The organism is Enterobacter cloacae complex sp. IR53030 (assembly GCF_049238365.1).
Taxonomy (GTDB): domain Bacteria; phylum Pseudomonadota; class Gammaproteobacteria; order Enterobacterales; family Enterobacteriaceae; genus Enterobacter; species Enterobacter kobei.
This window is the reverse complement of record NZ_JBMKHA010000008.1, coordinates 105,812-128,609: the sequence shown is the minus strand read 5'-3', so window position 1 is coordinate 128,609 and position 22,798 is coordinate 105,812. Positions and strand designations below refer to the sequence as shown.

The 22,798-nt window shown below is 55.2% G+C and carries 20 protein-coding genes and 1 pseudogene; 7 read left to right on the top strand and 14 right to left on the bottom strand.

The features are described from left to right. Positions 1–140: 140 nt before the first annotated feature. The 9 genes from recC to rppH form a co-directional block, all read right to left on the bottom strand. Positions 141–3,515, bottom strand: a complete 3,375-nt coding sequence (recC, locus tag ACOTXR_RS10880; protein ID WP_200923701.1) for an exodeoxyribonuclease V subunit gamma — start codon at positions 3,513–3,515, stop codon at positions 141–143. Positions 3,516–3,527: 12 nt separating this feature from the next. After that, entirely contained in the window at positions 3,528–3,851 is a 324-nt protein-coding gene (locus tag ACOTXR_RS10875; protein ID WP_023331216.1) for a prepilin-type N-terminal cleavage/methylation domain-containing protein, read from the bottom strand. Then, positions 3,836–4,237 (bottom strand): DUF2509 family protein, encoded by a 402-nt coding sequence (locus tag ACOTXR_RS10870; protein ID WP_032629471.1) that lies wholly within the window; start codon positions 4,235–4,237, stop codon positions 3,836–3,838. Before ACOTXR_RS10870 ends, ACOTXR_RS10875 begins: the two co-directional genes overlap by 16 nt. Next, the gene (locus ACOTXR_RS10865) at positions 4,234–4,794 is read right to left on the bottom strand and encodes a prepilin peptidase-dependent protein (protein WP_023331218.1); all 561 of its coding nucleotides are present in this window, start codon (positions 4,792–4,794) and stop codon (positions 4,234–4,236) included. Before ACOTXR_RS10865 ends, ACOTXR_RS10870 begins: the two co-directional genes overlap by 4 nt. Then, positions 4,788–5,249, bottom strand: a complete 462-nt coding sequence (locus ACOTXR_RS10860) for a prepilin peptidase-dependent protein (protein WP_023331219.1) — start codon at positions 5,247–5,249, stop codon at positions 4,788–4,790. The genes ACOTXR_RS10865 and ACOTXR_RS10860 overlap by 7 nt, the downstream gene beginning before the upstream one ends. Before the next feature lie 184 nt (positions 5,250–5,433). Further along, on the bottom strand, positions 5,434–6,228 hold the full coding sequence (thyA, locus tag ACOTXR_RS10855) for a thymidylate synthase (RefSeq protein WP_014885081.1): 795 nt from the start codon (positions 6,226–6,228) through the stop codon (positions 5,434–5,436). 6 nt (positions 6,229–6,234) lie between these two features. After that, the gene (gene lgt, locus ACOTXR_RS10850; RefSeq protein WP_032635654.1) at positions 6,235–7,110 is read right to left on the bottom strand and encodes a prolipoprotein diacylglyceryl transferase; all 876 of its coding nucleotides are present in this window, start codon (positions 7,108–7,110) and stop codon (positions 6,235–6,237) included. Between the two features lie 194 nt (positions 7,111–7,304). Next, positions 7,305–9,551, bottom strand: coding sequence for a phosphoenolpyruvate--protein phosphotransferase (gene ptsP, locus ACOTXR_RS10845; RefSeq protein WP_014885083.1), 2,247 nt, complete (start codon positions 9,549–9,551; stop codon positions 7,305–7,307). 12 nt (positions 9,552–9,563) lie between these two features. Further along, a complete protein-coding gene (gene rppH, locus ACOTXR_RS10840; RefSeq protein WP_013098553.1) occupies positions 9,564–10,094 on the bottom strand; it encodes an RNA pyrophosphohydrolase in 531 nt (176 codons plus the stop codon). Between the two features lie 463 nt (positions 10,095–10,557). Between rppH and ACOTXR_RS10835 the strand changes: the two are divergent. The 4 genes and pseudogenes from ACOTXR_RS10835 to ACOTXR_RS10820 form a co-directional block, all read left to right on the top strand. Next, a pseudogene (locus ACOTXR_RS10835) lies at positions 10,558–10,623 on the top strand (hypothetical protein); the annotation flags it as partial. A 154-nt stretch (positions 10,624–10,777) separates the two neighbouring features. Beyond that, a complete protein-coding gene (gene mutH, locus ACOTXR_RS10830; protein ID WP_014885084.1) occupies positions 10,778–11,470 on the top strand; it encodes a DNA mismatch repair endonuclease MutH in 693 nt (230 codons plus the stop codon). A 128-nt stretch (positions 11,471–11,598) separates the two neighbouring features. Further along, positions 11,599–11,817, top strand: coding sequence for a YgdI/YgdR family lipoprotein (locus ACOTXR_RS10825; RefSeq protein ID WP_014885085.1), 219 nt, complete (start codon positions 11,599–11,601; stop codon positions 11,815–11,817). Positions 11,818–11,948: 131 nt separating this feature from the next. Continuing rightward, positions 11,949–12,989, top strand: a complete 1,041-nt coding sequence (locus ACOTXR_RS10820) for an NADP(H)-dependent aldo-keto reductase (protein ID WP_058690175.1) — start codon at positions 11,949–11,951, stop codon at positions 12,987–12,989. A gap of 92 nt (positions 12,990–13,081) precedes the next feature. Here ACOTXR_RS10820 and lplT read toward each other — a convergent pair whose 3' ends face one another. Both lplT and aas read right to left on the bottom strand, forming a co-directional pair. After that, the gene (lplT, locus tag ACOTXR_RS10815) at positions 13,082–14,275 is read right to left on the bottom strand and encodes a lysophospholipid transporter LplT (protein WP_047343440.1); all 1,194 of its coding nucleotides are present in this window, start codon (positions 14,273–14,275) and stop codon (positions 13,082–13,084) included. Beyond that, positions 14,268–16,427, bottom strand: coding sequence for a bifunctional acyl-ACP--phospholipid O-acyltransferase/long-chain-fatty-acid--ACP ligase (gene aas, locus ACOTXR_RS10810; protein WP_023331223.1), 2,160 nt, complete (start codon positions 16,425–16,427; stop codon positions 14,268–14,270). Before aas ends, lplT begins: the two co-directional genes overlap by 8 nt. A 624-nt stretch (positions 16,428–17,051) precedes the next feature. On the opposite strand from aas, the gene galR reads away from it, so the two are divergent. Beyond that, complete coding sequence (gene galR / locus ACOTXR_RS10805) at positions 17,052–18,068, top strand: HTH-type transcriptional regulator GalR (protein WP_058690174.1); 1,017 nt, start codon at positions 17,052–17,054, stop codon at positions 18,066–18,068. Here galR and ACOTXR_RS10800 read toward each other — a convergent pair. Next, positions 18,029–18,514, bottom strand: a complete 486-nt coding sequence (locus ACOTXR_RS10800) for a GNAT family N-acetyltransferase (protein WP_058690173.1) — start codon at positions 18,512–18,514, stop codon at positions 18,029–18,031. The genes galR and ACOTXR_RS10800 overlap by 40 nt on opposite strands. Before the next feature lie 221 nt (positions 18,515–18,735). Between ACOTXR_RS10800 and ACOTXR_RS10795 the strand changes: the two genes are divergently transcribed. Beyond that, entirely contained in the window at positions 18,736–19,773 is a 1,038-nt protein-coding gene (locus ACOTXR_RS10795; protein WP_058690172.1) for a LacI family DNA-binding transcriptional regulator, read from the top strand. On the opposite strand, the gene lysA is transcribed toward ACOTXR_RS10795, so the two are convergent. Then, the gene (gene lysA / locus ACOTXR_RS10790; RefSeq protein ID WP_014885092.1) at positions 19,743–21,005 is read right to left on the bottom strand and encodes a diaminopimelate decarboxylase; all 1,263 of its coding nucleotides are present in this window, start codon (positions 21,003–21,005) and stop codon (positions 19,743–19,745) included. The genes ACOTXR_RS10795 and lysA overlap by 31 nt on opposite strands. 122 nt (positions 21,006–21,127) lie before the next feature. On the opposite strand from lysA, the gene ACOTXR_RS10785 reads away from it, so the two are divergent. Then, positions 21,128–22,054 (top strand): LysR family transcriptional regulator, encoded by a 927-nt coding sequence (locus tag ACOTXR_RS10785; protein ID WP_014885093.1) that lies wholly within the window; start codon positions 21,128–21,130, stop codon positions 22,052–22,054. Here ACOTXR_RS10785 and ACOTXR_RS10780 read toward each other — a convergent pair. After that, entirely contained in the window at positions 22,049–22,741 is a 693-nt protein-coding gene (locus tag ACOTXR_RS10780) for an aspartate/glutamate racemase (protein WP_058690171.1), read from the bottom strand. The genes ACOTXR_RS10785 and ACOTXR_RS10780 overlap by 6 nt on opposite strands. Positions 22,742–22,798: the final 57 nt, after the last annotated feature.

Genomic DNA, 22,798 nt, shown 5'->3' with positions numbered 1-22,798 from the left:
AACTCGAATTATTTAGGGTAAACATCATTAACACACTGCGTGCTGGACACGCCAACATCTCTTTATTGGGGGTACATCAGTCCGTGATAAGAAGTGCATCATAAATGAACACCCCATGCTGCGCAATTTTTATACAGCACTCAGGACTGATTAAATTTAAACAACGGTAACAGGTAGCGCTTTGCCTCTTCCGTGATAGCCTCAAAGTACTCTGGTTCGAGCGTGCGCCATAGGCGCTGGTACCAGACATCTTCCCCCTCGCCGCGCACCATCATGTTCCCTTCATAGGCCTGTATAAATTTACTGCGCGCTTTCTGCAGAGAAGCCTCATCCGTTAACATCGCATCATTCTGTGCGTCGTAACAGGCTTTTATCCACGCACCACCACTTTCAGGCAATAACAGCAGAGGTTTGTTCATTCCCTGGAGATAGCCTTCAATGTACAAAGAGAGGTAGCGAAACGCCTGCTCTGCCTCCATTGGCGGAAAGCGCCACTCGCCCTCTTTGCGCACGAAAATCCGGCTTTCGCCTATATGGCCCAACGCACTGTAGACAAGATGTTCCAGCCAGAGTTGCAATCCCTGTGAAACGCTGAGCAGTGAAGGCCGCCAGCGCAGCAGCCCATCAGGCTGAACCTGAGTGAGCCAGCCGGTGAGCTGGATGCCATTGCAGCTGAGATCGATTTCAAAACTTTGTCCGGGCTGACGCTGCTCCCTTACGCGCTCCGCCAGAGCGTTCATCTCCTGGCATTGCGCCTCCCAGACGATCTCCCCAAACGCGCCATAAGGCAGTTGCCCTGCCGCACGATAGCGGCGATAAAGCTTGTCGGCATCTTCCTCGTCAACCAGTGCATTCAGCAGTTGCAGATTTAACTGATAGCGCTCCAGCCCTTCCAGCGTAAAAGGTTCTGCATCCGGAATTTCGCTCTCTTCAGAACGGAAGTTGACCTGCAATCGTTGCTGGAAGAAGGCGCGAACAGGATGCGCCCAAAAGCGTTGAAGCTGTTCAAAAGTCAGGGTGTTAATGGGCAGCGGGTCAAGTGTCTGAATGAAATCCGTATGTGCTCTCCCCTCCTTTTTCGCCGCCGGTAGCCACTCGCGGGCATAGCTCTGCTGTTCGCTAACAACGTAGTTCATCGGGTCAAACGGCATACGGCTGTGGACACAGGTGATATGCGCTTTGACCCGCTGTTCGCTTTCATCACAGTTAAGGGCTTCATCACCCGCCAGATAGTGGCTCTGGCCGATATAATCCACTAACTCCTGCACCAGAACGGAGGGGAAGCGCTCGCTGTTATCCTGAATGGAGCGGCCGATATAGCTGATATAGAGCTTACTCTGGGCAGAGATGAGCGCTTCGAGGAAAAGATAGCGGTCATCATCACGACGACTACGGTCACCCCGCTTTGGATTTGCGCTCATTAAATCGAACCCCAGCGGCGCCAGGGCGCGAGGATAAACGCCGTCATTCATGCCGAGCAAACAGACCACCTTAAAGGGGATTGAACGCATTGGCATCAGCGTGCAGATATTGATTGGGCCCGCCAGGAAACGCTGACTGATTCGCTCCTGGTCAAGACGCTGCGTCAATTCGTCCCTCAGCAGCGACAATGGAATCGCCGCGTGATAGTGGGAATTCACGCCCTCGTCGACGATAGCCTGCCACTGCGTTTCAATGAGCGCCATCGCCGCTTCGGTGTCACTGTCTGGCAGGAAGAAATCATTGAGCAACGCCCTGCAAACCGGAAGCCACTCTTCAAGCGGACGCGGCTGCATTAACTCACGACGCCAGCGGTTAAGCTGCATCAGCAGAGACGCTAAATGCCCCACCAGTTCAGCAATCAAACCGCTGGACTCATCGTATGGCAGCACCTCATTCCACTCGCCCTGGCTGCTTTCCATGGCGTAGCCCAGCAGCATACGCGTCAGGCCAAACCGCCAGGTATGTTGCCCGGTCGGAGGAAGCTCGAACTCCTGGACGTTGTCGTCATCAATCCCCCAGCGCACGCCAGATTCATTCACCCACTGGCGAAGGTAGCGCAGCCCTTCCTCATTGATGTTGAAGCGTGCGGCCAGCACGGGAACATCCAGTAACGCCAGGACATCTTCCGAGATGAAGCGGCTATCCGGCAGTGAAAGCAGGGTAACAAAGGCCTGCAAGGCGGGATGCGACTGACGAGCGCGACGGTCAGAGATAGCGTAAGGCAAGTATCGCTCCCCTGTCGCACTGCCGAAAACAGCCTGAATAAAGGGGCTGTAGCTATCGATGTCTGCCACCATCACCACGATGTCACGCGGCGTGAGTTCGGGATCGTCCTGCAGCATCGCCAGCAACTGGTCGTGAAGCACTTCGACCTCACGCTGCGGGCTATGGCACACATGGATCGTGATACTACGATCGTCAGCGTCCAGCTGACGCTTGCTGTCGCTGCGTTCAAACTCTTTCGCCGTCACGCCCATAACGGCACGGTTTTCCAGATCAAGAATATCGAGCTGAATGTTATGCAGCAGGTTATCCGGGGCGATCTCGACAAAAGCATCCACATCGCCTTCACCCGATGAAGTGATATCAGAGAGCATGTGAATGTAATCACGTCCCAGCTTCCCCCATGAGGCAAGCAGCGGATTGGGCAGGTTCTGAATACCGTCTTCATCGAAAAGCTGCGCGGCGGTGGAGCCGTCTTTAAACAAAGGGACGGATCGCTCTTCAAAAAGGCGCTTTCTTTGGCGGGTTACCAGTCGTGAAAGCCAGCGTTCATCGAGGATATCCCCCCAATAGTGCCGGCAGGGGTTGGTAAACAAAATATGAATATCAATATGTTTACCCAGCGCATTCAGCGCCTTCAGATAGACAGGGGGTAATGCGGATATCCCACAGATAAAGACGCGTGACGGCAGACGGGCCGGGCGCTCCGACGCATTTTCGAGTATCGAGATAAACCGATCGTACAAATTGGCACGGTGCCACTTAGGCTGGCCCAGTTTCTCCGTATGCTCAACCAGCGCTTTCCACAGCGGCGCCTGCCAGATTTGCGCCTCCGGTAGCCCTTCAACCCGCTCACCCGCTTCCCAGCGAATTAACCAGTCAGCACGGTAAACCAGATATTGGTCGTAGAGATCGGCGGTACGGGACGCCAGCTGGAACAGCTTGCGCTTATCGGTATCGTCATTGAGATAGTGGCGCAGCATGGCGAATTCATCGTGCTGCAGCATTTCCGGCAGCAGCGCCATCAGCTTCCAGCTCATGCTCTGCTTGTTGAAGGCGCTCTGCTCGGGAATGTCTGGCAATACGCGAACAAACATTTCCCAGATAAAGCTCGCCGGCAGCGGAAAATCAATGTTCGCGGCAATGCCAAATTTACGGGAAAGCGACATTTGCAGCCACTGCGCCATACCGGTGCTTTGCACCAGCACCATTTCAGGCTCAAAAGGGTCGTCCAGCCGCTCGCGCTCAACGATAAATTCCATCAGCGCTTCCAGCACATCCAGACGATTTGAGTGGTAGACCCTTAACATAGACGCTCCCGACTACTGGCTAACAGGGCAATGCAGACGCGTTATCTCACCGCGCCGCCCCAGAGGCGAAAAAAGTGTAACCGTGATGCTGACACATCCTGAGTGCGTTGTCTGCACCCGACTCACCTGCCAGCCTGCGGGCAGCGCAGTCGTTGAGAGCTGAGCCTGGTTCCAGGCATAATGCCAGAGCTGGCGGTACTGGTTAAACAGGGTAAACCGCGCCGCCAGTGCCCTGTGATAACCGGCCAGTGCGGTTACGATCATCACCAGCAGCATCATCGCCAGCAGAACCTCAACCATGCTAAATCCTTTCTCTTTGTTTACGGTAGCTGGCATAACGCGCGCTCCTTAAGGGGACAAAAATCACTCCAGCCGTGGGGTGAAAAGTGAATTTTACCGTCGATTATCTCTCCTGAGCGCCAGAGCAGCAGGTCATTGCCTCCGGCAATCAGCAGCACACTCGTCTCACTCAGCCGCCGTAAACACACTCGCCACGCTGATGCCTGTTTGCACTGCGCCAGAGGCTCCGATGACCAACGCTGAACGCGTCCCCACTCAAGCGCAGATTGCACCGCGGCCTGCTGCTGAAATGAACGGCTTTCTCCGCCAACGAGCGCACTAAACGTAGTGAGTTGCTGGTTGAGACCGGTGAGGATCAGGGTACCAAGCACCAGTAAAAGCAGAACCAGCGCAAGGGAAGACATTCCACGTTGACGGTTCACAAGTTGTACCCCGTGACCGTATACACCGCCTGATAAGGCTTCCCCTGCTCGCCCTTGCGGATAGCGGCCAGTTCGATAGTGAACTCAGGCGCAAACCTGGCGTGTTCAACTTTTCTCACCATAAAGTGCGTGATCACCAGCCTGTCCGGATCCGTGAGCTTTTCCCATCCTTTGCCTTCACACGAGGTTGCACCACGCAGGGTTTCCAGTGCACCCGACTCCAGACGAAAACCGGTGCTGTCGTTTTCTGATGCACTGTTATCCCAGCTGCCGTTACTGTTGGCATCCCATCGCACAATGACACAGCTACCTTGCCTGCCCGTTAACAACCCTTGTCCCTGGCAGTTACCCGCACAGTAGCCTGCCCGCTGGAGCTGTTTGCCGAGGGAAAACAGTCTCTGCCAGACCTCCTCTTCCTGTTCTCGCTGGCCGGATTGCAGTAACACCGCTCGCTGCAAACCGGGTAAAAAGCGCGATGCGCCGATCAATAACAGGCTGCTGATGGCCGTAGCAATCAGAACTTCAGTAAGGGAAAATCCCTGCTGACGCTTCAACATTGCCCCCCCTGCGAGACCTGACACATCCTGATGCGCCCTCCATCTGAGACAATAATCAGCCATTCTCCTGCACGGCTTTGCACTCTTATCCGACCTGCCCATGCCGTATCCCTCAATCCATAGAACCCGAGTGACGGCGTTACCTCGCTGACCGCGACTTCTGGCCAGAGTGGAATCAGTGCAAAGGGGCTGCCCTGCTCACAGCCTTTTACGGCAGAACTCACCAGGCATGCCCTTTCCCCCACCTGCTGCAAGGTAATGCGGTGCTCGCGGTTGTACCGGTTAGCATGGTTGCGCAGAAACACCAGGTAGTCGCGCACCTGGCTGGCGGTTTGCCACAGCCGCTGCTGCCCCTGCCAACTGCTCCAGCCGTACAGGCCTGAGGCACTGAGAATGACGACCAGCGACACAGCCACCAGCGTTTCGATAAGCGTAAAACCGTTCTCTTTTTTCATACGGGGAGTGTGGCGATGCGCCGATAAAGTGGCGAGCAGCGAATTAACGTTTTACGAGGCGTTATCCAGGGGATTAAGCGAGTTGCAGCGCGTTGCACGCTTTCTGGATAACGCCTCGGGAAACGGGATAAAGACGAAAAAAAACCGGCGCTAAATAGCACCGGTTGTGTCACGCTTTACCGCATCAGATAGCGACGGGCGCTTTGATGCCAGGGTGCGGGTCGTAGCCCTCAATCTCAAAATCATCGAAGCGGTAGTCAAAGATTGACGCCGGTTTGCGCTTGATGATGAGCTTCGGCAGCGCGCGCGGTTCGCGGGTCAGCTGGAGATGGGTCTGCTCCATATGGTTGCTGTAGAGATGGGTGTCCCCACCGGTCCAGACAAAATCCCCCACTTCCAGGTCACACTGCTGCGCCATCATATGGACTAACAGCGCATAGCTGGCAATGTTAAACGGCAGGCCGAGGAACACGTCACAGGAACGCTGGTAGAGCTGGCAGGAGAGCTTTCCGTCAGCGACGTAGAACTGGAAGAACGCGTGGCACGGAGCCAGCGCCATTTTGTCCAGCTCGCCCACGTTCCAGGCGGAAACAATGATTCGGCGCGAGTCCGGATCGTTTTTAAGCTGGTTCATCACGGTGGTGATCTGGTCAATATGGCGGCCATCAGGCGTTGGCCATGCGCGCCACTGCTTGCCGTAAACCGGGCCCAGGTTGCCGTTTTCATCTGCCCATTCGTCCCAGATGGAGACGTTGTTTTCGTGCAGATATGCAACGTTGGTATCGCCTTGCAGGAACCAGAGCAGTTCATGAATGATCGAGCGCAGATGGCAGCGCTTGGTCGTCACCAGAGGGAAGCCTTCCTGTAAATTGAAGCGCATCTGGTGGCCAAAAATGGAGAGCGTACCGGTGCCGGTACGGTCGTTTTTCGGCGTGCCCTCATCGAGCACTTTTTTCATCAATTCAAGATACTGTTTCATGGTTCCTCAGGAAAGTTGTTGCTGTGGACGACGACGATACGCCCAAATCATCATAATGGCACCCGCGACAATCATCGGAATGGAGAGGATCTGTCCCATGCTGATGTACTGTACCCATTCACCGGTGAACTGTGCATCCGGCTGGCGGAAGAATTCAACAATGATGCGGAACGCGCCGTAGCCAATCAGGAACAGGCCGGAGACAGACCCCATCGGGCGCGGTTTGCGAATAAACAGGTTCAGGATGATGAACAGCACGACGCCTTCCAGCGCCAGCTCATAAAGCTGGGACATATGACGCGGCAGCACGCCGTAGGTATCGAAAATGGATTGCCACTCTGGATGCGACGGCAGCAACGCCATGTCTTCTGCACGCGAGCCGGGGAACAGCATGGTGAAAGAGACGCTCGGGTCAACACGCCCCCACAGCTCACCGTTGATAAAGTTGCCCAGACGGCCAGCCCCCAGCCCAAATGGGATCAGTGGTGCGATAAAATCTGATACCTGGAAGAAGTTGCGTTTGGTGCGTTTGGCAAAAATCACCATCACCAGGATCACCCCAATCAGGCCGCCGTGGAAGGACATGCCGCCGTCCCAGACGCGGAACAGGTAGAGGGGATCGTTCAGGAATACCGGGAGGTTATAGAACAGCACATACCCAATACGGCCACCGAGGAACACGCCGAGGAAGCCCGCGTACAGCAGATTTTCCACTTCGTTTTTGGTCCAGCCGCTGCCAGGACGGCTGGCGCGACGACCAGCAAGCCACATGGCAAAAATGAAGCCCACCAGGTACATCAAACCGTACCAGTGAAGCGAAACAGGTCCTAATGAGAAAATGACCGGATCAAATTCCGGAAAATGCAGATAACCACTGTTCATCTGTCACCACAAGATGTTGTTATTCCGCTGAAAGTGGACAGCGGTAGAAATGCGATTCTGCCTTAAGCAGAGGCTCCAAAGTTGCGAATCATAGCATAAGGCGGGCGTGGAGGATGCGCCAGAGATGTAAAAGATGTGTATAGGGTTTTATCCGCACTGGTGCCCTCTCACCACAGGGAGAGGGAGTAAGAGGATTAGCGGCCGCCGCGAATCAGGCCACCCATACCGCGTCGTTCCATAAACGCCGCCACCTGGTGCCGTACCTCCGCGGACAGCTGCGCTTCAAGACTGCGCTCAGCCAGCTCGCGAGCATCATTGATGTCGATATGTCGCAACAAATACTTCACGCGTGCGACGGCACGGCCGTTCATCGACAGGTGGCGATACCCCAGACCAATCAGGATCGCGACGCACATTGAATCCCCGGCCATTTCGCCGCACAGGCGTAAATCAATGCCGTACTGCTCCGCCTCACGGGCAATCATCGCTAACGCGCGAATGATCGCCGGATGCAGACTGTCGTAGATACTGGCGACGCGGGTGTTGTTACGATCTACGGCCAGAATATATTGCGTCAGGTCGTTCGTACCGACAGAGATAAAATCAACGCGGTTAGCCAGCTGCGGCAACATAAAGACCATCGACGGCACTTCGAGCATGACACCGATCCGTGGTTTAGGGATCGCATAGCCAATCATCTCTTCCACTTCCCGGCCAGCACGTTCAATCAGGCGCCGCGCTTCGTCGATCTCATCAATACTGGTCACCATCGGCAGTAAGATGCTGAGATTCCCCGTCGCCGCGTTGGCGCGCAGCATGGCGCGCACCTGGATCAGAAAGATCTCCGGCTGATCGAGCGTAATACGGATCCCGCGCCAGCCCAGGCATGGGTTCTCTTCGCTGATCGGCATATACGGCAGCTGTTTATCCGCCCCGACGTCCAGGGTACGCAGGGTGACGGGCTTGTCGTTAAACATCTGCAACATGCCCTGATACTGCGCCACCTGCTCCTCTTCGGAGGGGAAACCACTTTGCAGCATAAACGGGATTTCAGTGCGGTATAAACCGATGCCGTCGATGCGGCTGCCAAGCTTCTCCTCGTGTTCCGGGCTTAAGCCCGCGTTGAGCATGACTTTGATCCGCTCTCCGCTTTTGAGTTGCGCAGGCAGGTTAACGTCATCTTCCGCCAGCTTGCTTAATTCATTCTCTTCGCTGATGAGACGCTGATATTCCTGAAGCAGAACCGGCTCAGGATCGACCAGCAGTTCACCGCGGTAACCATCAACCACCAGCGTGCGTCGGTGCAGTACCGACGGCTGGATATCCGCCCCCATAACGGTAGGAATACCCAGCGCACGTACCATAATGGCGGCATGTGAGTTGGCGGCACCATCGCGCACCACGACGCCGGCCAGCCGGTCCTGAGGCAGTTCAGCCAGCGTGGTTGCCGAGAGTTCATCGGCAACCAGGACAAACCGTTTTGGCCAGGCATTTGGCCCTTGAATGGTGTCATCCAGATGGAACAGCAGACGTTGGCCCAGCGCGCGTAAATCTCCGGCGCGCTCCTTCAGATAACCGTCAGTTAATACTGCAAACTGTTCAGCAAACTTTTCGATAACCTTTTTAACGGCCCATTCTGCTACCGAACCTTTATCCACCTCGGCAAAAAGCTCACGACGCAAACGCGCGTCTGAGAGCAGGTGCGAATAGAGGTCAAAGATAGCCGCCGTCTCTTTTTGCGCACCCGCCGCAAAGCGTTTGCTGTAGCGACGAAATTCATTCGCCGCCTCTTCCAGGGCGGCGGTAAGACGCTCGCGCTCCAGCGCTTCATCAAGCGTGGAGGCTTCGTACACCTGCTCCATTAACGGCAGCGTGGCGTCCATCCAGCCTTCAGCAATCGCCACGCCTGGCGAGGCCGGAAGAGCACGGATACGCGTATGACGATACTGACCAAAAAGCGCAGCAAGCTGAGACTGTGAGAGGATCGCCGCCATCTGTGTGGCAAGCGTAACGAGGAATGACTCTTCGCTTTCATCGTACTGACGCAGCTCACGCTGCTGGACGACCAGAACGCCGAGCAGCTGACGACGCTGGATAATTGGCACACCAAGGAAAGCGCGGAAGCGCTCTTCTTTTACGGAAGGAATGTATTTAAAACTGGGGTGTTTTTGCGCATCGGCAAGGTTGATGGGTTCCGCCAGCCGTCCAACCAGACCGACAATCCCTTCATCGAATGCGAGCGTTACGGTTCGTCCCCGTGGTTTTTTCAAACCACGGGTCGCCATCAGGTAATAGCAGCGCCGATCGTGGTCGGCCAGATACACCGAACAGACCTCGGTCTCCATCGCAAGACAGATGTCAGTAACCAGAATATTCAACGCCTCGTTCAGACGCGGAGCACTGGCCACCTTCTCGACTATTTCTCGCAAGCGGGTGAGCATGATTTGCGTAGCTTAACCTCTTTTACGTCGCCAGGCAGGTGCGCTTTGCGGCTTAGGCGGGATCTCCTGAAGCTGCATAACCACACTTGCAAACTCTTTCATCACCCTACGGTAAACATCGCGTTTAAATGACACGACCTGACGAACAGGATACCAATAGCTTACCCAGCGCCAGCCATCGAACTCCGGCGTACTGCTGGTTTGCATATTGATGTCTGAATCGTTGCCCACCAACTGCAGAAGAAACCACTTCTGTTTCTGGCCGATACAAACCGGCTTTGTGTCCCAACGCACCAAACGTTTCGGTAACTTGTAACGCAACCAGTTGCGGGTCGACGCCAGGATGCGAACATCTTTACGGCTTAAACCGACCTCTTCAAAAAGCTCCCGGTACATCGCTTGTTCTGGGGACTCTCCCGGATTGATCCCACCTTGCGGGAACTGCCAGGAGTGCTGACCATATCGCCTTGCCCACATGACCTGGCCCTGACGATTACAAATTACTATTCCTACGTTCGGGCGGTAGCCATCGTCATCAATCACCGGACTACCCCAATCTAAACCTTATATATGAATGATTGTTTCACACTACAGGGAGGCGGTAAACCACTCTCTTACAGGCCTGCAACCTAATAACATTTGAATAACTCACAAATAAGGGCAGAGTTATAAACAGAAGTGCAGTTGCGAAGGGAATTTTATTCACCTTTTCTGTGGATATAGTTGTGAAGAAGTGTCTGATTACCCATGAACAACCTGAATCACCGTCAGGCTCCCTCTTTTAATGAAATTATATAAAATTATTATTTTCATATAGTTAAGCATGAAACCATCAACAAAAAAGAGAATAGCGTGACGATCATCACACCAGGGATCATCGTGCTGATGAAAGATCGAACAGCGTCGGTTTTATCCACAGATTGTGCCAATAAGTTAAACACAATTTGTCTGAAATTTGGATTTTCGTCGCACGTCAAGGCTGTAAATTGAAACAGTAGTCAGGGTTATGCCCAGTTATCCCACTTTTCTGTGGATAACATGGTGTAAGATCCTGTTTATTGTCAGTGACCAGATTTGAACAACCCATTTTACGTTTCAGATCTGGTGCTAAATTTTCGATAAAAAAACCTATAAATCATAGACATGGAATATTGGTACAGAAAAAGTTAAACTCTATCCACAAGGGACAATTTCTTCGTTTATTTTTTAATCAAAAGGTTACCTTCATGCATCCGCTTACCCCCTTGCTCACACCGCCGTCAAGCGAGCGTCAGTTGCTGCAGCAGGCTCAGCGTCTGGCGGGTTTCTCGCTGGGCGAACTGGCGGCGATGGCAGGGCTTCCGATCCCGAAGGATCTGAAACGAGATAAAGGCTGGATCGGCATGCTGCTGGAACTGTGGCTGGGTGCCAGCGCCGGGAGCAAACCAGAGCAAGATTTTGCTGCCCTTGGCGTAGAGTTAAAAACCATTCCCATCGACAGCCAGGGCAAGCCTCTGGAGACGACGTTTGTCTGCGTTGCGCCTTTGACCGGTAACACCGGCGTGACGTGGGAGACCAGCCACGTGCGCCATAAGCTGAAGCGCGTGCTGTGGGTTCCGGTTGAAGGTGAACGTCAGATCCCACTGGCTGAGCGTCGCGTTGGCGCGCCGCTGCTCTGGAGCCCGGATGAAGAGGAAGAGCATCAGCTGCGTCTGGACTGGGAAGAGCTGATGGACATGATCGTGCTCGGGCAGGTGGAGCGCATCACCGCCCGACACGGAGAAGTGTTACAGCTGCGCCCAAAGGCGGCTAACAGCAAAGCGCTGACCGAGGCGATCGGCGCAATGGGCGAGCCGATACTGACGTTGCCGCGCGGTTTTTATCTCAAAAAGAATTTCACCGGCGCACTGCTTGCTCGTCATTTCTTACTAAAAACATAGTTTTTTACTTATTTTGCGAGCTAACAAACATAATCGCCTGGTTTTTAAGATTTTACTGCTTTTCCCTGTTTTCATAACGGGTTAATACTACACTATGATTTGATACGAGCCAGATGAGGACGATAATGATGAAAAAATGGGCGGTGTTAATTTCAGCAGTCGGGTTGGCGTTTGCTGTATCGGGCTGTAGCAGCGATTACGTTATGGCGACAAAAGATGGCCGGATGATCCTGACCGACGGCAAACCCGAAGTCGACGACGATACCGGTCTGGTCAGCTACCACGACCAGGCAGGCAATAAAATGCAGATCAATCGCGACGAAGTTTCGCAAATTATTGAGCGATAACAGTCAGAGGTCAGTAGCGTACTGGCCTTTTTGATTTTTTTCTTCCCCTTTTGCTTCCCCTCTGCCATGTTTATATTCCTTTGTCGGGAGGTTCCTGACGCGGTCTACATGTCTATTGAAGGAAGCCGGCTATGCATTATCACCGTATCCCCTACAGCGCTCTGGAGATAAGTCAACTGGGGTTGGGCACGATGACATTTGGTGAACAAAACAGCGAAGCCGATGCCCATGCACAACTCGATTATGCCGTCAGCCAGGGCATTAACCTGATTGATGTCGCAGAGATGTACCCTGTGCCGCCACGCCCTGAAACCCAGGGACTTACCGAAACCTACGTCGGTAACTGGCTGGCAAAACGCGGCAACCGTGAAAAGCTGGTTATCGCCTCGAAAGTCAGCGGCCCCTCGCGCAATAACGATGCCGGGATCCGCCCAAACCAAATCCTCGATCGCAAAAATATCCGCGCCGCGCTGGATGCCAGCCTGAAGCGCCTGCAAACCGACTATCTTGATCTGTACCAGGTCCACTGGCCACAGCGTCCAACCAACTGTTTCGGTAAGCTTGGCTACAGCTGGAATGAGAGCGCTCCCGCCGTTACGCTGCTGGAAACGCTGGAAGCGCTGACCGAATGCCAGCGCGCGGGGAAAATCCGCTACATTGGCGTGTCTAACGAAACGGCCTTTGGCGTGATGCGCTATCTGCACCTGGCGGATAAACACGATCTGCCGCGCATCGTCACCATTCAAAACCCCTACAGCCTGCTTAACCGCAGCTACGAAGTTGGCCTGGCGGAAGTGACACAATATGAAGAGGTGGAACTGCTCGCCTATTCCTGCCTCGGTTTTGGCACGCTGACGGGGAAATACCTGAACGGCGCAAAACCGGCCGGGGCGCGTAATACCCTCTTTAGCCGCTTTACCCGCTACAGCGGCGAGCAGACACAGAAAGCCGTTGCGGCCTATGTGGATATCGCAAAGCGTCACGGTCTTGACCCCGCACAGATGGCGCTGGCCTTCGTGCGCCGTCAGCCGTTTGTGGCCAGTACTCTGCTGGGGGCAACCACACTGGAACAGCTGAAAACCAATATTGAGAGTTTCCATCTGGACCTGAGTGAAGAGGTATTAGCGGAGATTGAAGCGGTGCATCAGGTTTATACGTATCCTGCACCGTAATAAATGCAAAACGGCAACGCACGTTGCCGTTTTTAGTGTTCGCACCCTCTCCCGTCGGAGAGGGCCGGGGTGAGGGCATCAGACCGCATAAATCAACGGCGACGCTGCCAAAGCCACAATGCGGCAATCGCCAGCGCAAACAGCGCACCAAACCCGACGCCAATTCCCACCACTGGCACACCGACTTTCACCGCCAGCGAGTAGAGCCCCAGCATTAACAGCATCGCCAGGTTTTCACCCAGATTTTGCACCGCAATGGCATTCCCCGCCCCAACAGTCTGCTTGCCGCGCTCCTGCAGTAACGCGTTGAGCGGTACCACGAAGAAACCACCCAGAATACCAATCAGGATCAGCAGAGCATAAGCAGGCAATAACGCATGCTGTAGCGAGAAAAGGAGCACCACGACGCCAATCAGGATCCCCGCAGGCATGCAGCGTGCCACCGTTTCGAGCGTCACCAGCTTCGCCGCCGCGCCCGCACCAACAACAATGCCAATCGCCACCATCGCGTTAAGATAGGTCGGCGTCGCATTGTCGGTAATGCCCAGCGCCACCGGCACCCACAGCACCAGCAGGAAGCGCAGCGTGACGCCTGCGCCCCAGAACATACTAGTGCCCATCAGAGAGAAACGTGTTTCACCGTTACGCCAGAGCACGCGGCAGGCATTAAAGAAACTGCCGGTCATCGGTTTGAAGCGCCAGGATTGTCCTGGACGGGCTACCGGCAGCTTCGGAATAAACAGGTTAGCCACGACCGCACCGCCATACACCACCGCACAGACGCCCAGCGCCGCCAGGACATGCCAGTCGGCCAGAACACCGCCCGCGACGGAGCCGAGCAGGATAGCGGCGATAGTAGACGACTCCATCAGGCCGTTGGCTTTCACCAGCTTATCACCCGTGGTCAGCTCTCCGAGGATGCCATATTTCGCCGGTGAGTAGGCGGCAGCACCAATGCCCACCAGCGTGTAGCCAATAAACGGATTGAAACCAAAGCAAATGCTGGCAGCCCCCAGCAGCTTCAGACCGTTGGCAAACATCATCACCCGGCCTTTGGGGAAACTGTCCGCCACCTGCCCTACAAACGGCGCGAAGATAATGTAAGCGCCCACAAACACCATCTGCAGGATCGGCTGGCTCCAGTCAGGGTAAAACTCGGCCTTCAGCAGCGCCAGGGTGGCAAACAACAGCGCGTTATCGCCGAACGCAGAGAGAAACTGCGCGGCAATCACTGCCATCATGCCTTTAGACCTAAGCGATGTGTTAGTGTGCACTGACTCACGCATTTTGCTGTTCCGCCTCTTCAACCATGCCTTTCAGGGTCACAAAGTCAGGCTTACCGCTACCCAGTACCGGAAGGTGTTTCAGGTAACGAATATCGCGCGGTACCGCCAGCTCGGGAATGCCATGCTCACGCGCATGGCTAAGTAACCTGTCGCGCTTCAGCTCACTGTCGGTGGTAAACAGGACCAGCGCCTCGCCTTTGCTGGCATCACTCTTCACCACGGTCGCGTGCATCTTATCCGCGGACACCGCCGTCGCCAGCTGTTCAACCATCTCCAGAGAGACCATTTCACCGGCGATTTTGGCGAAGCGTTTTGCGCGCCCCTGAATCTGCACAAAGCCCTGCTCGTCGAAGCGAACGATATCACCGGTGTCGTACCAGCCGGTTTCGACCTCACCGTTCACGTTTTCCGCCGTTGGCGCTTCCAGCACGCCCGGGTTTTCCACGCGCAGGTAACCGTTCATCACGTTTGGTCCTTTCAGCTGCAGGCGGCCACCGTCTTCAATGCCCGGTACCGCCAGCAGACGCGCATCCATTCCCGGCAGAATTCGGCCAACCGTACCCGGCTTCGCCGCCATCGGCACGTTGATGGAGACGACGGGTGCGCACTCCGTAACGCCATAGCCTTCAAGAATGCGCAGGCCAAACTTGTCCTGCCAGATCTGACGCGTGCTCTCCTGCAGTTTTTCCGCCCCCGCCACCACATAACGCACACGATAGAAATCATATGGATTAGCGAAACGCGCATAGTTGCCCAGGAAGGTTGAGGTCCCAAACAGGACGGTGCAGTTACGGTCATACACCAGCTCCGGCACAATGCGGTAATGCAGCGGGCTGGGATAGAGGAACACTTCTGCGCCGGTCAGCAGCGGCGTAAACAGCCCCACCGTCAGACCAAAGGAGTGGAACAGCGGCAGCGCAGACATAAAACGGTCACTGGCGGTAAAGTCAGCAATGCTTTTGATCTGTTCAACGTTCGCGAGAATACTCTTGTGGCTGTGGACGACGCCTTTCGGGTTGCCTTCCGAACCGGAGGTAAAGAGGATAATCGCGTCATCTTCCGGCTGCTGTTTAACCTGTGCCAGATGGGGCATCAGCAGGTGAGCGAAAATCCACAGCTTGTCGCCCGTCGTCACGTCCGCCTTCAGATCTTCCAGGAAGACCCAGCGAACCTGAGTCAGCTGCTCCGGCAGATGCCACAGCTTGCCTTTATCCAGGAACTGGCGAGAGGTAAAAACGGTGTTGATTTGGGCCGCAGTGATGGCACTGGTCAGCCCTTTTACACCCGCCGTGTAGTTCATCATTGCCGGAATACGGCCGCGGGACACCGCACCAAAAATCACCGCTGCGCTGATGCCCGCGTTAGGCAGCATCAGGCCAATCTTTTCACCCTTCTTACTGTATTTTTCAAGAATGCGGCCCACAAACAGGGTCTTGGTCAGCAGTTTGCGATATGTGTCAGGCGTGAAATTGATGTCTTCAATACAGTTTTTCCTGGCACCATAGCGATACTGTGCCGAAAGCAGAGATTCATACAGCGTTTCGCGCGGACGAACGGCCATTCGCGCTTCCATCATAATCTGGTGCAGCATTTCTCCGGCAATTTTACGGCGATCGCGGGCACGCGGTGCATCGGGCATCGGTAACGACGTTGGCGGCAGAATATGCAGGGTAATTTTTGGGAACAGACGCTGCTTCACCAGCCCTTTCAGGCGGCTGAAGTGGCTCAGCTCTGCGCCTTCGATACGCAGTGGCACCACGGTCGCTTTTGACTTCGCCGCGACAAATCCCGCGCCGTCATAGATTTTCATTAGCGAGCCGGTCACTGAAATGCGCCCTTCCGGGAAAATGACCACCGGACGCCCCTGCTCAACCAGACGTACCAGATGTTTAATCATCATCGGTTTGGTGGGGTCGAGCGGCACGAAGTCAATCAGCGGCGTGAGCCAGCGCATATACCACTGCTGGCTGATGGAGGTATACACCGCAAACACCGGACGCACGGGCAAAAACAGCGCCAGCAGGATGCCATCGATAAAGGAAACATGATTTGGTGTGATGAGAACGCGTTCGCCGCGAAGCGCCTGGGCATCGCCAGTGACGCGGATGCGAAAAAGAATACGGAAAAGTGTACGGAAGAACCCAAATAGCATCTCAACTCCCTTTGCCAGACAGTGTGGAGGGTTGACAGTAAATGGTGGCAGATTACACGAGAAGTGCTATGGGAGCGACAGCAAAAGTGGAGGCAAAAAAAAACCTGCGCATCCGCGCAGGTTGGTGCAAGAGATGAGTACGAAAACGTACTAAGAATTCTCACCAATCAATACCTCTGGGATCTTGATTGTGGCCGTTGCCCCTGCGCTTCGCCAGCAGGAAAACGCAAGGGAATGAGCCGAAGTGCAACCAGGTGTGAATATTCTCTTTTGCTGTTACAGGTTGAACTATCAGGCAAAAAAAAACCTGCGTAAAAACGCAGGCTGGTGTAAGTCGTGTTAATCAACCGGAGTTGATTCCACCTATCAATACCTCTGGGATCTCGACTCTATCAACCTCTTTAACGTCATCGCCACCGGACAATCGCAACAGCCTGAGGCAAAGTGTAACCAAAGGTTCAGATTCACCGTCTTCTGACATGACTGCGCGTGTAACGATTACACGATCAGGGGTGTTCTGCGTCACGTTTGTAGTGAGGGGAAATCGGTGCCCCTTGAATGCACGCCACTTTTCCGCAACACTATTTGGTGTGTAAACGCTTACCCCTAATAAGAAGGTTATAAATGGCGACAATAAAGGATGTGGCTCGTCTGGCCGGTGTTTCGGTTGCCACCGTCTCCCGCGTGATTAATGATTCCCCCAAAGCCAGCGACGCATCACGCCAGGCGGTACAAAGCGCCATGGAAACCCTGAACTACCACCCCAACGCCAATGCTCGCGCGCTCGCCCAGCAGTCCACTGAAACCATTGGTCTGGTGGTGGGTGATGTCTCCGACCCCTTTTTCGGCGCCATGGTGAAGGCGGTTGAACAGGTCTCTTATCAGACGGGTAACTTTTTACTGATCGGCAATGGCTATCATAATGAGCAAAAAGAGCGCCAGGCGATCGAACAGCTGATCCGCCACCGCTGCGCAGCGCTGGTGGTTCACGCCAAAATGATCCCGGATGCCGAACTGATCCACCTGATGAAGCAGATGCCCGGCATGGTCATCATCAACCGCATTATTCCTAGATTTGAAAAACGCTGCGTGGCTCTCGACGACCGCTACGGCGCCTGGCTTGCGACCCGTCATCTGATTCAACAGGGACATACGCGGATTGGCTATCTTTGTTCCAACCACCCTATTTCTGACGCAGAAGATCGTCTTCAGGGCTACTACGATGCCCTGCGCGAAAACGGTCTGCCCTGTAATGACCGTCTGGTGGCCTATGGTGAACCGGATGAGAGCGGTGGCGAACAGGCTATGACGGAACTGCTGGGCCGCGGACGGAACTTCACGGCAGTGGCAAGCTATAACGACTCGATGGCCGCTGGCGCAATGGGGGTATTGAATGATAACGGGATTGAGGTCCCGGCAGAAATCTCGCTGATTGGCTTTGATGATGTGCTGGTCTCTCGCTATGTGCGCCCGCGCCTGACCACCGTGCGTTACCCTATCATCACGATGGCCACACAGGCTGCCGAGCTGGCGTTAGCACTGGCCGAGCAACGCCAGCCACCGGAAATTACCAATCTCTTCAGCCCAACCTTAGTGCGCCGTCACTCCGTTGCGTCGCCTGCTGAAGCGCAAAGCGAATAACGGTACAGATGTACCGTTTTATCGGGATACTCCAGCCCATCGCCAATGTACCGCCAGCCGTAACGTTCATAGAAGTCACGGCAGGCAGACCAGAGATGGAGTTCGTCGTATCCGGCCTGTGCGGCAAAGGCGATAACGTGTTGCTGTAACTTACCTGCCAGTCCCTTACCGCGCGCCGCCTCATCAACGTAGAGCGCCGCCAGCCACGGACAGAGATCCTGTCGGGTAATCAAATCGCAGCGCCAGAGGCCCACCGTGCCGAGAAGCTGTTGGTCTTCTAAAGCGATAAACGTCAACGGCAGTGCCCCCGGCGCCTGGCTGTGCTCAACGATGCTGTGGAAAAATGCCCGTGGGAGCCCCTCGCCAAACGCCTGCCATATCCAGTCGGTAACCTGCTCCGCATACTGCGGGGCTTCATAAAGCGGGAGGATGACACTCTTTTTCACGTTTCACCTGGGTGTTCTTATTAATGGGCTAGCCTGACGCCTACAGCCCGGTCTGTCGATTATTTTACCAGAGTCAGACTATTACGTTTTACTTCTGAGGGGCCTGGCGAATCGTTACCAAAAAGCGTGATCGTGGCAGAAGTTTTGCCCTTCCCGCATCGCTTATACGCCGTCAGGTCTGTGTTAAACTGCAGGGCATTACGTGGAAGCAGGAATGTAGAATGGCAACAATGCTGGATGTCTCAATGCGTGCGGGCGTGTCGAAGGCTACCGTCTCGCGCGTGCTGAACGGCACGGGTCAGGTTAAAGAGAGTACGCGTCAGCAGGTCTTTGCTGCGATGGAAGAGCTGGGCTACCGCCCCAACTTTCTCGCGCGCTCACTGGCTAACCAGACCAGCAACAGCATTGGTCTGGTCGTCTCCACCTTCGACGGCTTTTATTTTGGGCGCCTTCTGCAGCAGGCGTCGCGGCAGACCGAAACCCACGGCAAACAGCTGATCGTCACCGACGGTCACGACGCGCCGGAACAGGAAGAACAGGCAGTGCAAATGCTGGCCGATCGTCAGTGTGATGCCATCGTGCTTTACACGCGCTATATGAGCGAAAAAGCGATCATCAAACTGATGAATACCGTGCAAACGCCGCTGGTGGTCATCAACCGTGAAGTCAGTCAGGCTCCGGATCGCTGCGTGTTCTTCGAACAGCAGGATGCCGCATTTAAAGCTGTGGATTACCTGATCAATCAGGGCCATCGGGAGATCGCCTGTATTACCGTCCCGATCCACACGCCCACGGGTAAAGCGCGGCTGATGGGCTATCGCAAAGCGCTGGAAAAGCACGGTATTCGCCTGGACGAGCGTCGAATTAAGTACGGTGATGCCGGAATGACGAGAGGCTATGAGCTGTGCAAGGAGCTGATTGCCGACGGCGTGCCGTTTAGCGCCCTGTTTGCCTGTAACGATGATATGGCACTGGGTGCGTCCAAAGCGTTGCACCAGGCAGGACTCAAGATCCCGCAGGATATCTCCCTGTTCGGTTTTGACGATGCCCCAAGCGCGAAGTGGCTGGAGCCTGCGCTTTCATCGGTTTATCTGCCGATAGATAACATGATTATTACGGCTATCGATCAGGCGATCCGGCTGGCAAAAAACCAGCCGGTCGATGCGATCCCGCCGTTTACCGGCACGCTGGTATTACGCGATTCGGTCACCACTGGGCCGTACTTTACTCAGATGAGTTCTAAAGCCAGCAGTTCCTGAATGGTCTGACGACGACGGATCAACTGCGCTTTGCCGTTATCAAACAGTACTTCCGGCAGCAGCGGGCGGCTGTTGTAGTTCGAGGACATCGACGCCCCGTACGCCCCGGTGTCGTGCAGCACCAGGTAATCGCCCGGCTTCACCTCTGGCAGCGCGCGGGTTTCCACTTTTCCACCTTCCTGCTGAGTGAATACGTCCCCCGATTCACACAGCGGGCCTGCGACAACCGTCTCGCGGCGCGGCGCATGCGTTAAATCGCGGCCATCAGCGGCCAGCGCGGTAATGTGATGATAGCTGCCGTACATCGATGGACGCATCAGGTCGTTAAAGCCCGCGTCAATCAATACGAAGTGGCGGGAGCCCATCTCTTTGACGCTGCGTACCTGCGCCACCAGCACACCGGCTTCGGCCACCAGGAAACGACCCGGCTCAATTTCCAGCTTCACGGCATGACCGAGATGGGCGGCGATTTGGTCACGCGCGGCGCTCCACAGGCCGTAATAGTGATCGGTGTCGATCGCCTCCTCTCCTTCGCGGTAAGGAATGGAAAGCCCGCCCCCGGCGGAGATCGCCTCAAGATCCTGGCCAAAATCGACAACCTGGCGCACCATCGCTCCGCAAACCTGCTCCAGATGGCCGTAATCCACGCCAGAGCCAATGTGCATGTGAATACCCACCAGCTTCAGGTTGTAACGCTGCAACACGTCAAGCGCGGCTGGCATGTCGGCATACCAGATGCCGTGCTTGCTGTTTTCGCCGCCGGTGTTCGTTTTTTGGCTATGACCGTGACCGAAACCCGGATTCACACGCAGCCAGACGCGATGACCTGGTGAAACCTGACCCAGCTGCTCCAGCATATCCACCGAACCGGCATTTACCGGCACCTGCAGTTCATGCACGCGCGCCAGCGTGGCATCGTCAATCAGATCCGCAGTAAAGACAATCGCGTCTGGATCGGTTTTCGGATCAAATCCGGCCGCCAGCGCACGTTCGATTTCACCCAGCGAGACAGAGTCAACCTTGACCCCCTGCTCACGCATCAGGCGCAGGATGTGAATATTGGAGCAGGCCTTCTGGGCAAAACGCACCACGTCAAACTGATGCAGGGCCGCGATCTTCTCGCGAACGATCTGCGCGTCGTAGACCCATACCGGGCAACCAAACTCGGCGGGCAGGCGCAGCAGATTTTCGGCATTTAAATCGGTATCAGTTTGATTGAGCGGGCGTGGCATGGTCTTCTCCGGATAAATTCATTTTTCATGATTACGCCACAGCGGAAGGAGAATAAAAAATATCGTTTTATCGTGAGTCTATGCAAAAATGATATGGACAGTTCTCTGCTTTCAGGTGCCCTATGCCCGCTGTGAATTTACGCCATATAGAGATTTTTCACGCTGTGATGACCACCGGCAATCTCACCGAAGCCGCGCAGATGCTGCATACGTCGCAGCCGACGGTCAGCCGCGAGCTGGCGCGCTTCGAAAAGGTACTGGAACTGAAACTGTTCGAGCGCACCCGAGGAAGACTTCACCCGACGGTGCAGGGGTTGCGCCTGTTTGAGGAAGTCCAGCGCTCCTGGTACGGGCTGGACAGAATTGTCAGTGCGGCGGAAAGTCTGCGCGAGTTTCGTCAGGGCGAGCTGTCGATTGTCTGTCTTCCGGTTTTCTCTCAGTCTTTTTTACCGACCCTGCTTCAGCCTTTTCTGGCCCGCTATCCGGAAGTCAATCTCACCATCGTGCCGCAGGAGTCCCCCCTACTTGAAGAGTGGCTTTCAGCACAGCGTCATGATTTGGGCCTGACCGAAACGCTCTCCACGCCTGCGGGAACGGCACGCACGGAGTTACTTTCTTTAGATGAAGTGTGCGTTTTGCCCGCCGGGCACCGGCTCGCCGGTAAGACAGTGATTGCACCAGAGGATTTCCACGGGGAGAACTATATTAGCCTGTCGCAAACCGACAGCTACCGGCAGCTGCTGGATACGCTTTTTGCTGAGCATCAGGTGAAACGGCGGATGGTAGTGGAAACGCACAGCGCGGCGTCAATATGTGCAATGGTGCGGGCTGGCGTCGGCGTCGCGGTCGTTAACCCGCTCACGGCGCTGGATTATGCCGGGAGCGATATCGTGATTCGCCCGTTTAGCCTATCCGTTCCGTTCACCGTGAGCCTGATCCGCCCGCTACACCGTCCGGCCTCCGCGCTGGTGGACACATTCACCGAACACTTAATGGAGCACGCCCGCCAGGTGGCGCTTCGCTTACCTGAACGGCAAAACCCATTATGAGAGCATAAACTCCACGGCATCGGCAGCGTGAATGGCGGCGGTATCAAAGACCGGGACCGGGCTTCGCTCTGCAGGCACCAGCAGGCCGATCTCCGTGCAGCCGAAGAGCACCCCTTCAGCCCCCTGCTGCGCCAGCTTTTCAATCACGCTGACGTAATACGCCCGGGAAGGCTCGCTGAAGGTACCCAGGCACAGTTCTTCGAAGATAATCTGATTGAGGCGCGCCCGGTCTTTCTCATCCGGTATCAGGCTTTCGATGCCGAACTCGCTGTGCAAACGCCCGCGATAGAAATCCTGCTCCATGGTGTAGCGCGTGCCGAGCAATGCCACGCGCGACATCCCCGACGAGTGAATCGCACGTCCTGTGGCATCGGCGATGTGCAGGAATGGCAGCGAACAGCGTGCTTCAATGTGCGATGCGACTTTGTGCATCGTATTGGTACATAGCAGAATGCCCTGCGCCCCCGCACGCTCCAGCCCCAGCGCGGCATCCGCCAGTATTTCACCGGCTTTATCCCACTCTCCGCTCGACTGACAGGCTTCAATTTCATGGAAATCAACGCTGTGCAGCAGCAGACTCGCAGAATGCAGTCCGCCCAGACGCTGCTTTACCCCTTCGTTAATCAGGCGGTAATAAGGGATTGTCGATTCCCAGCTCATCCCACCTATCAGGCCGATCGTTTTCATTATCTCTCCTTATCTCTGGTATCTCTTTTAACACAACCGACGCCCATAAAAAAAGGC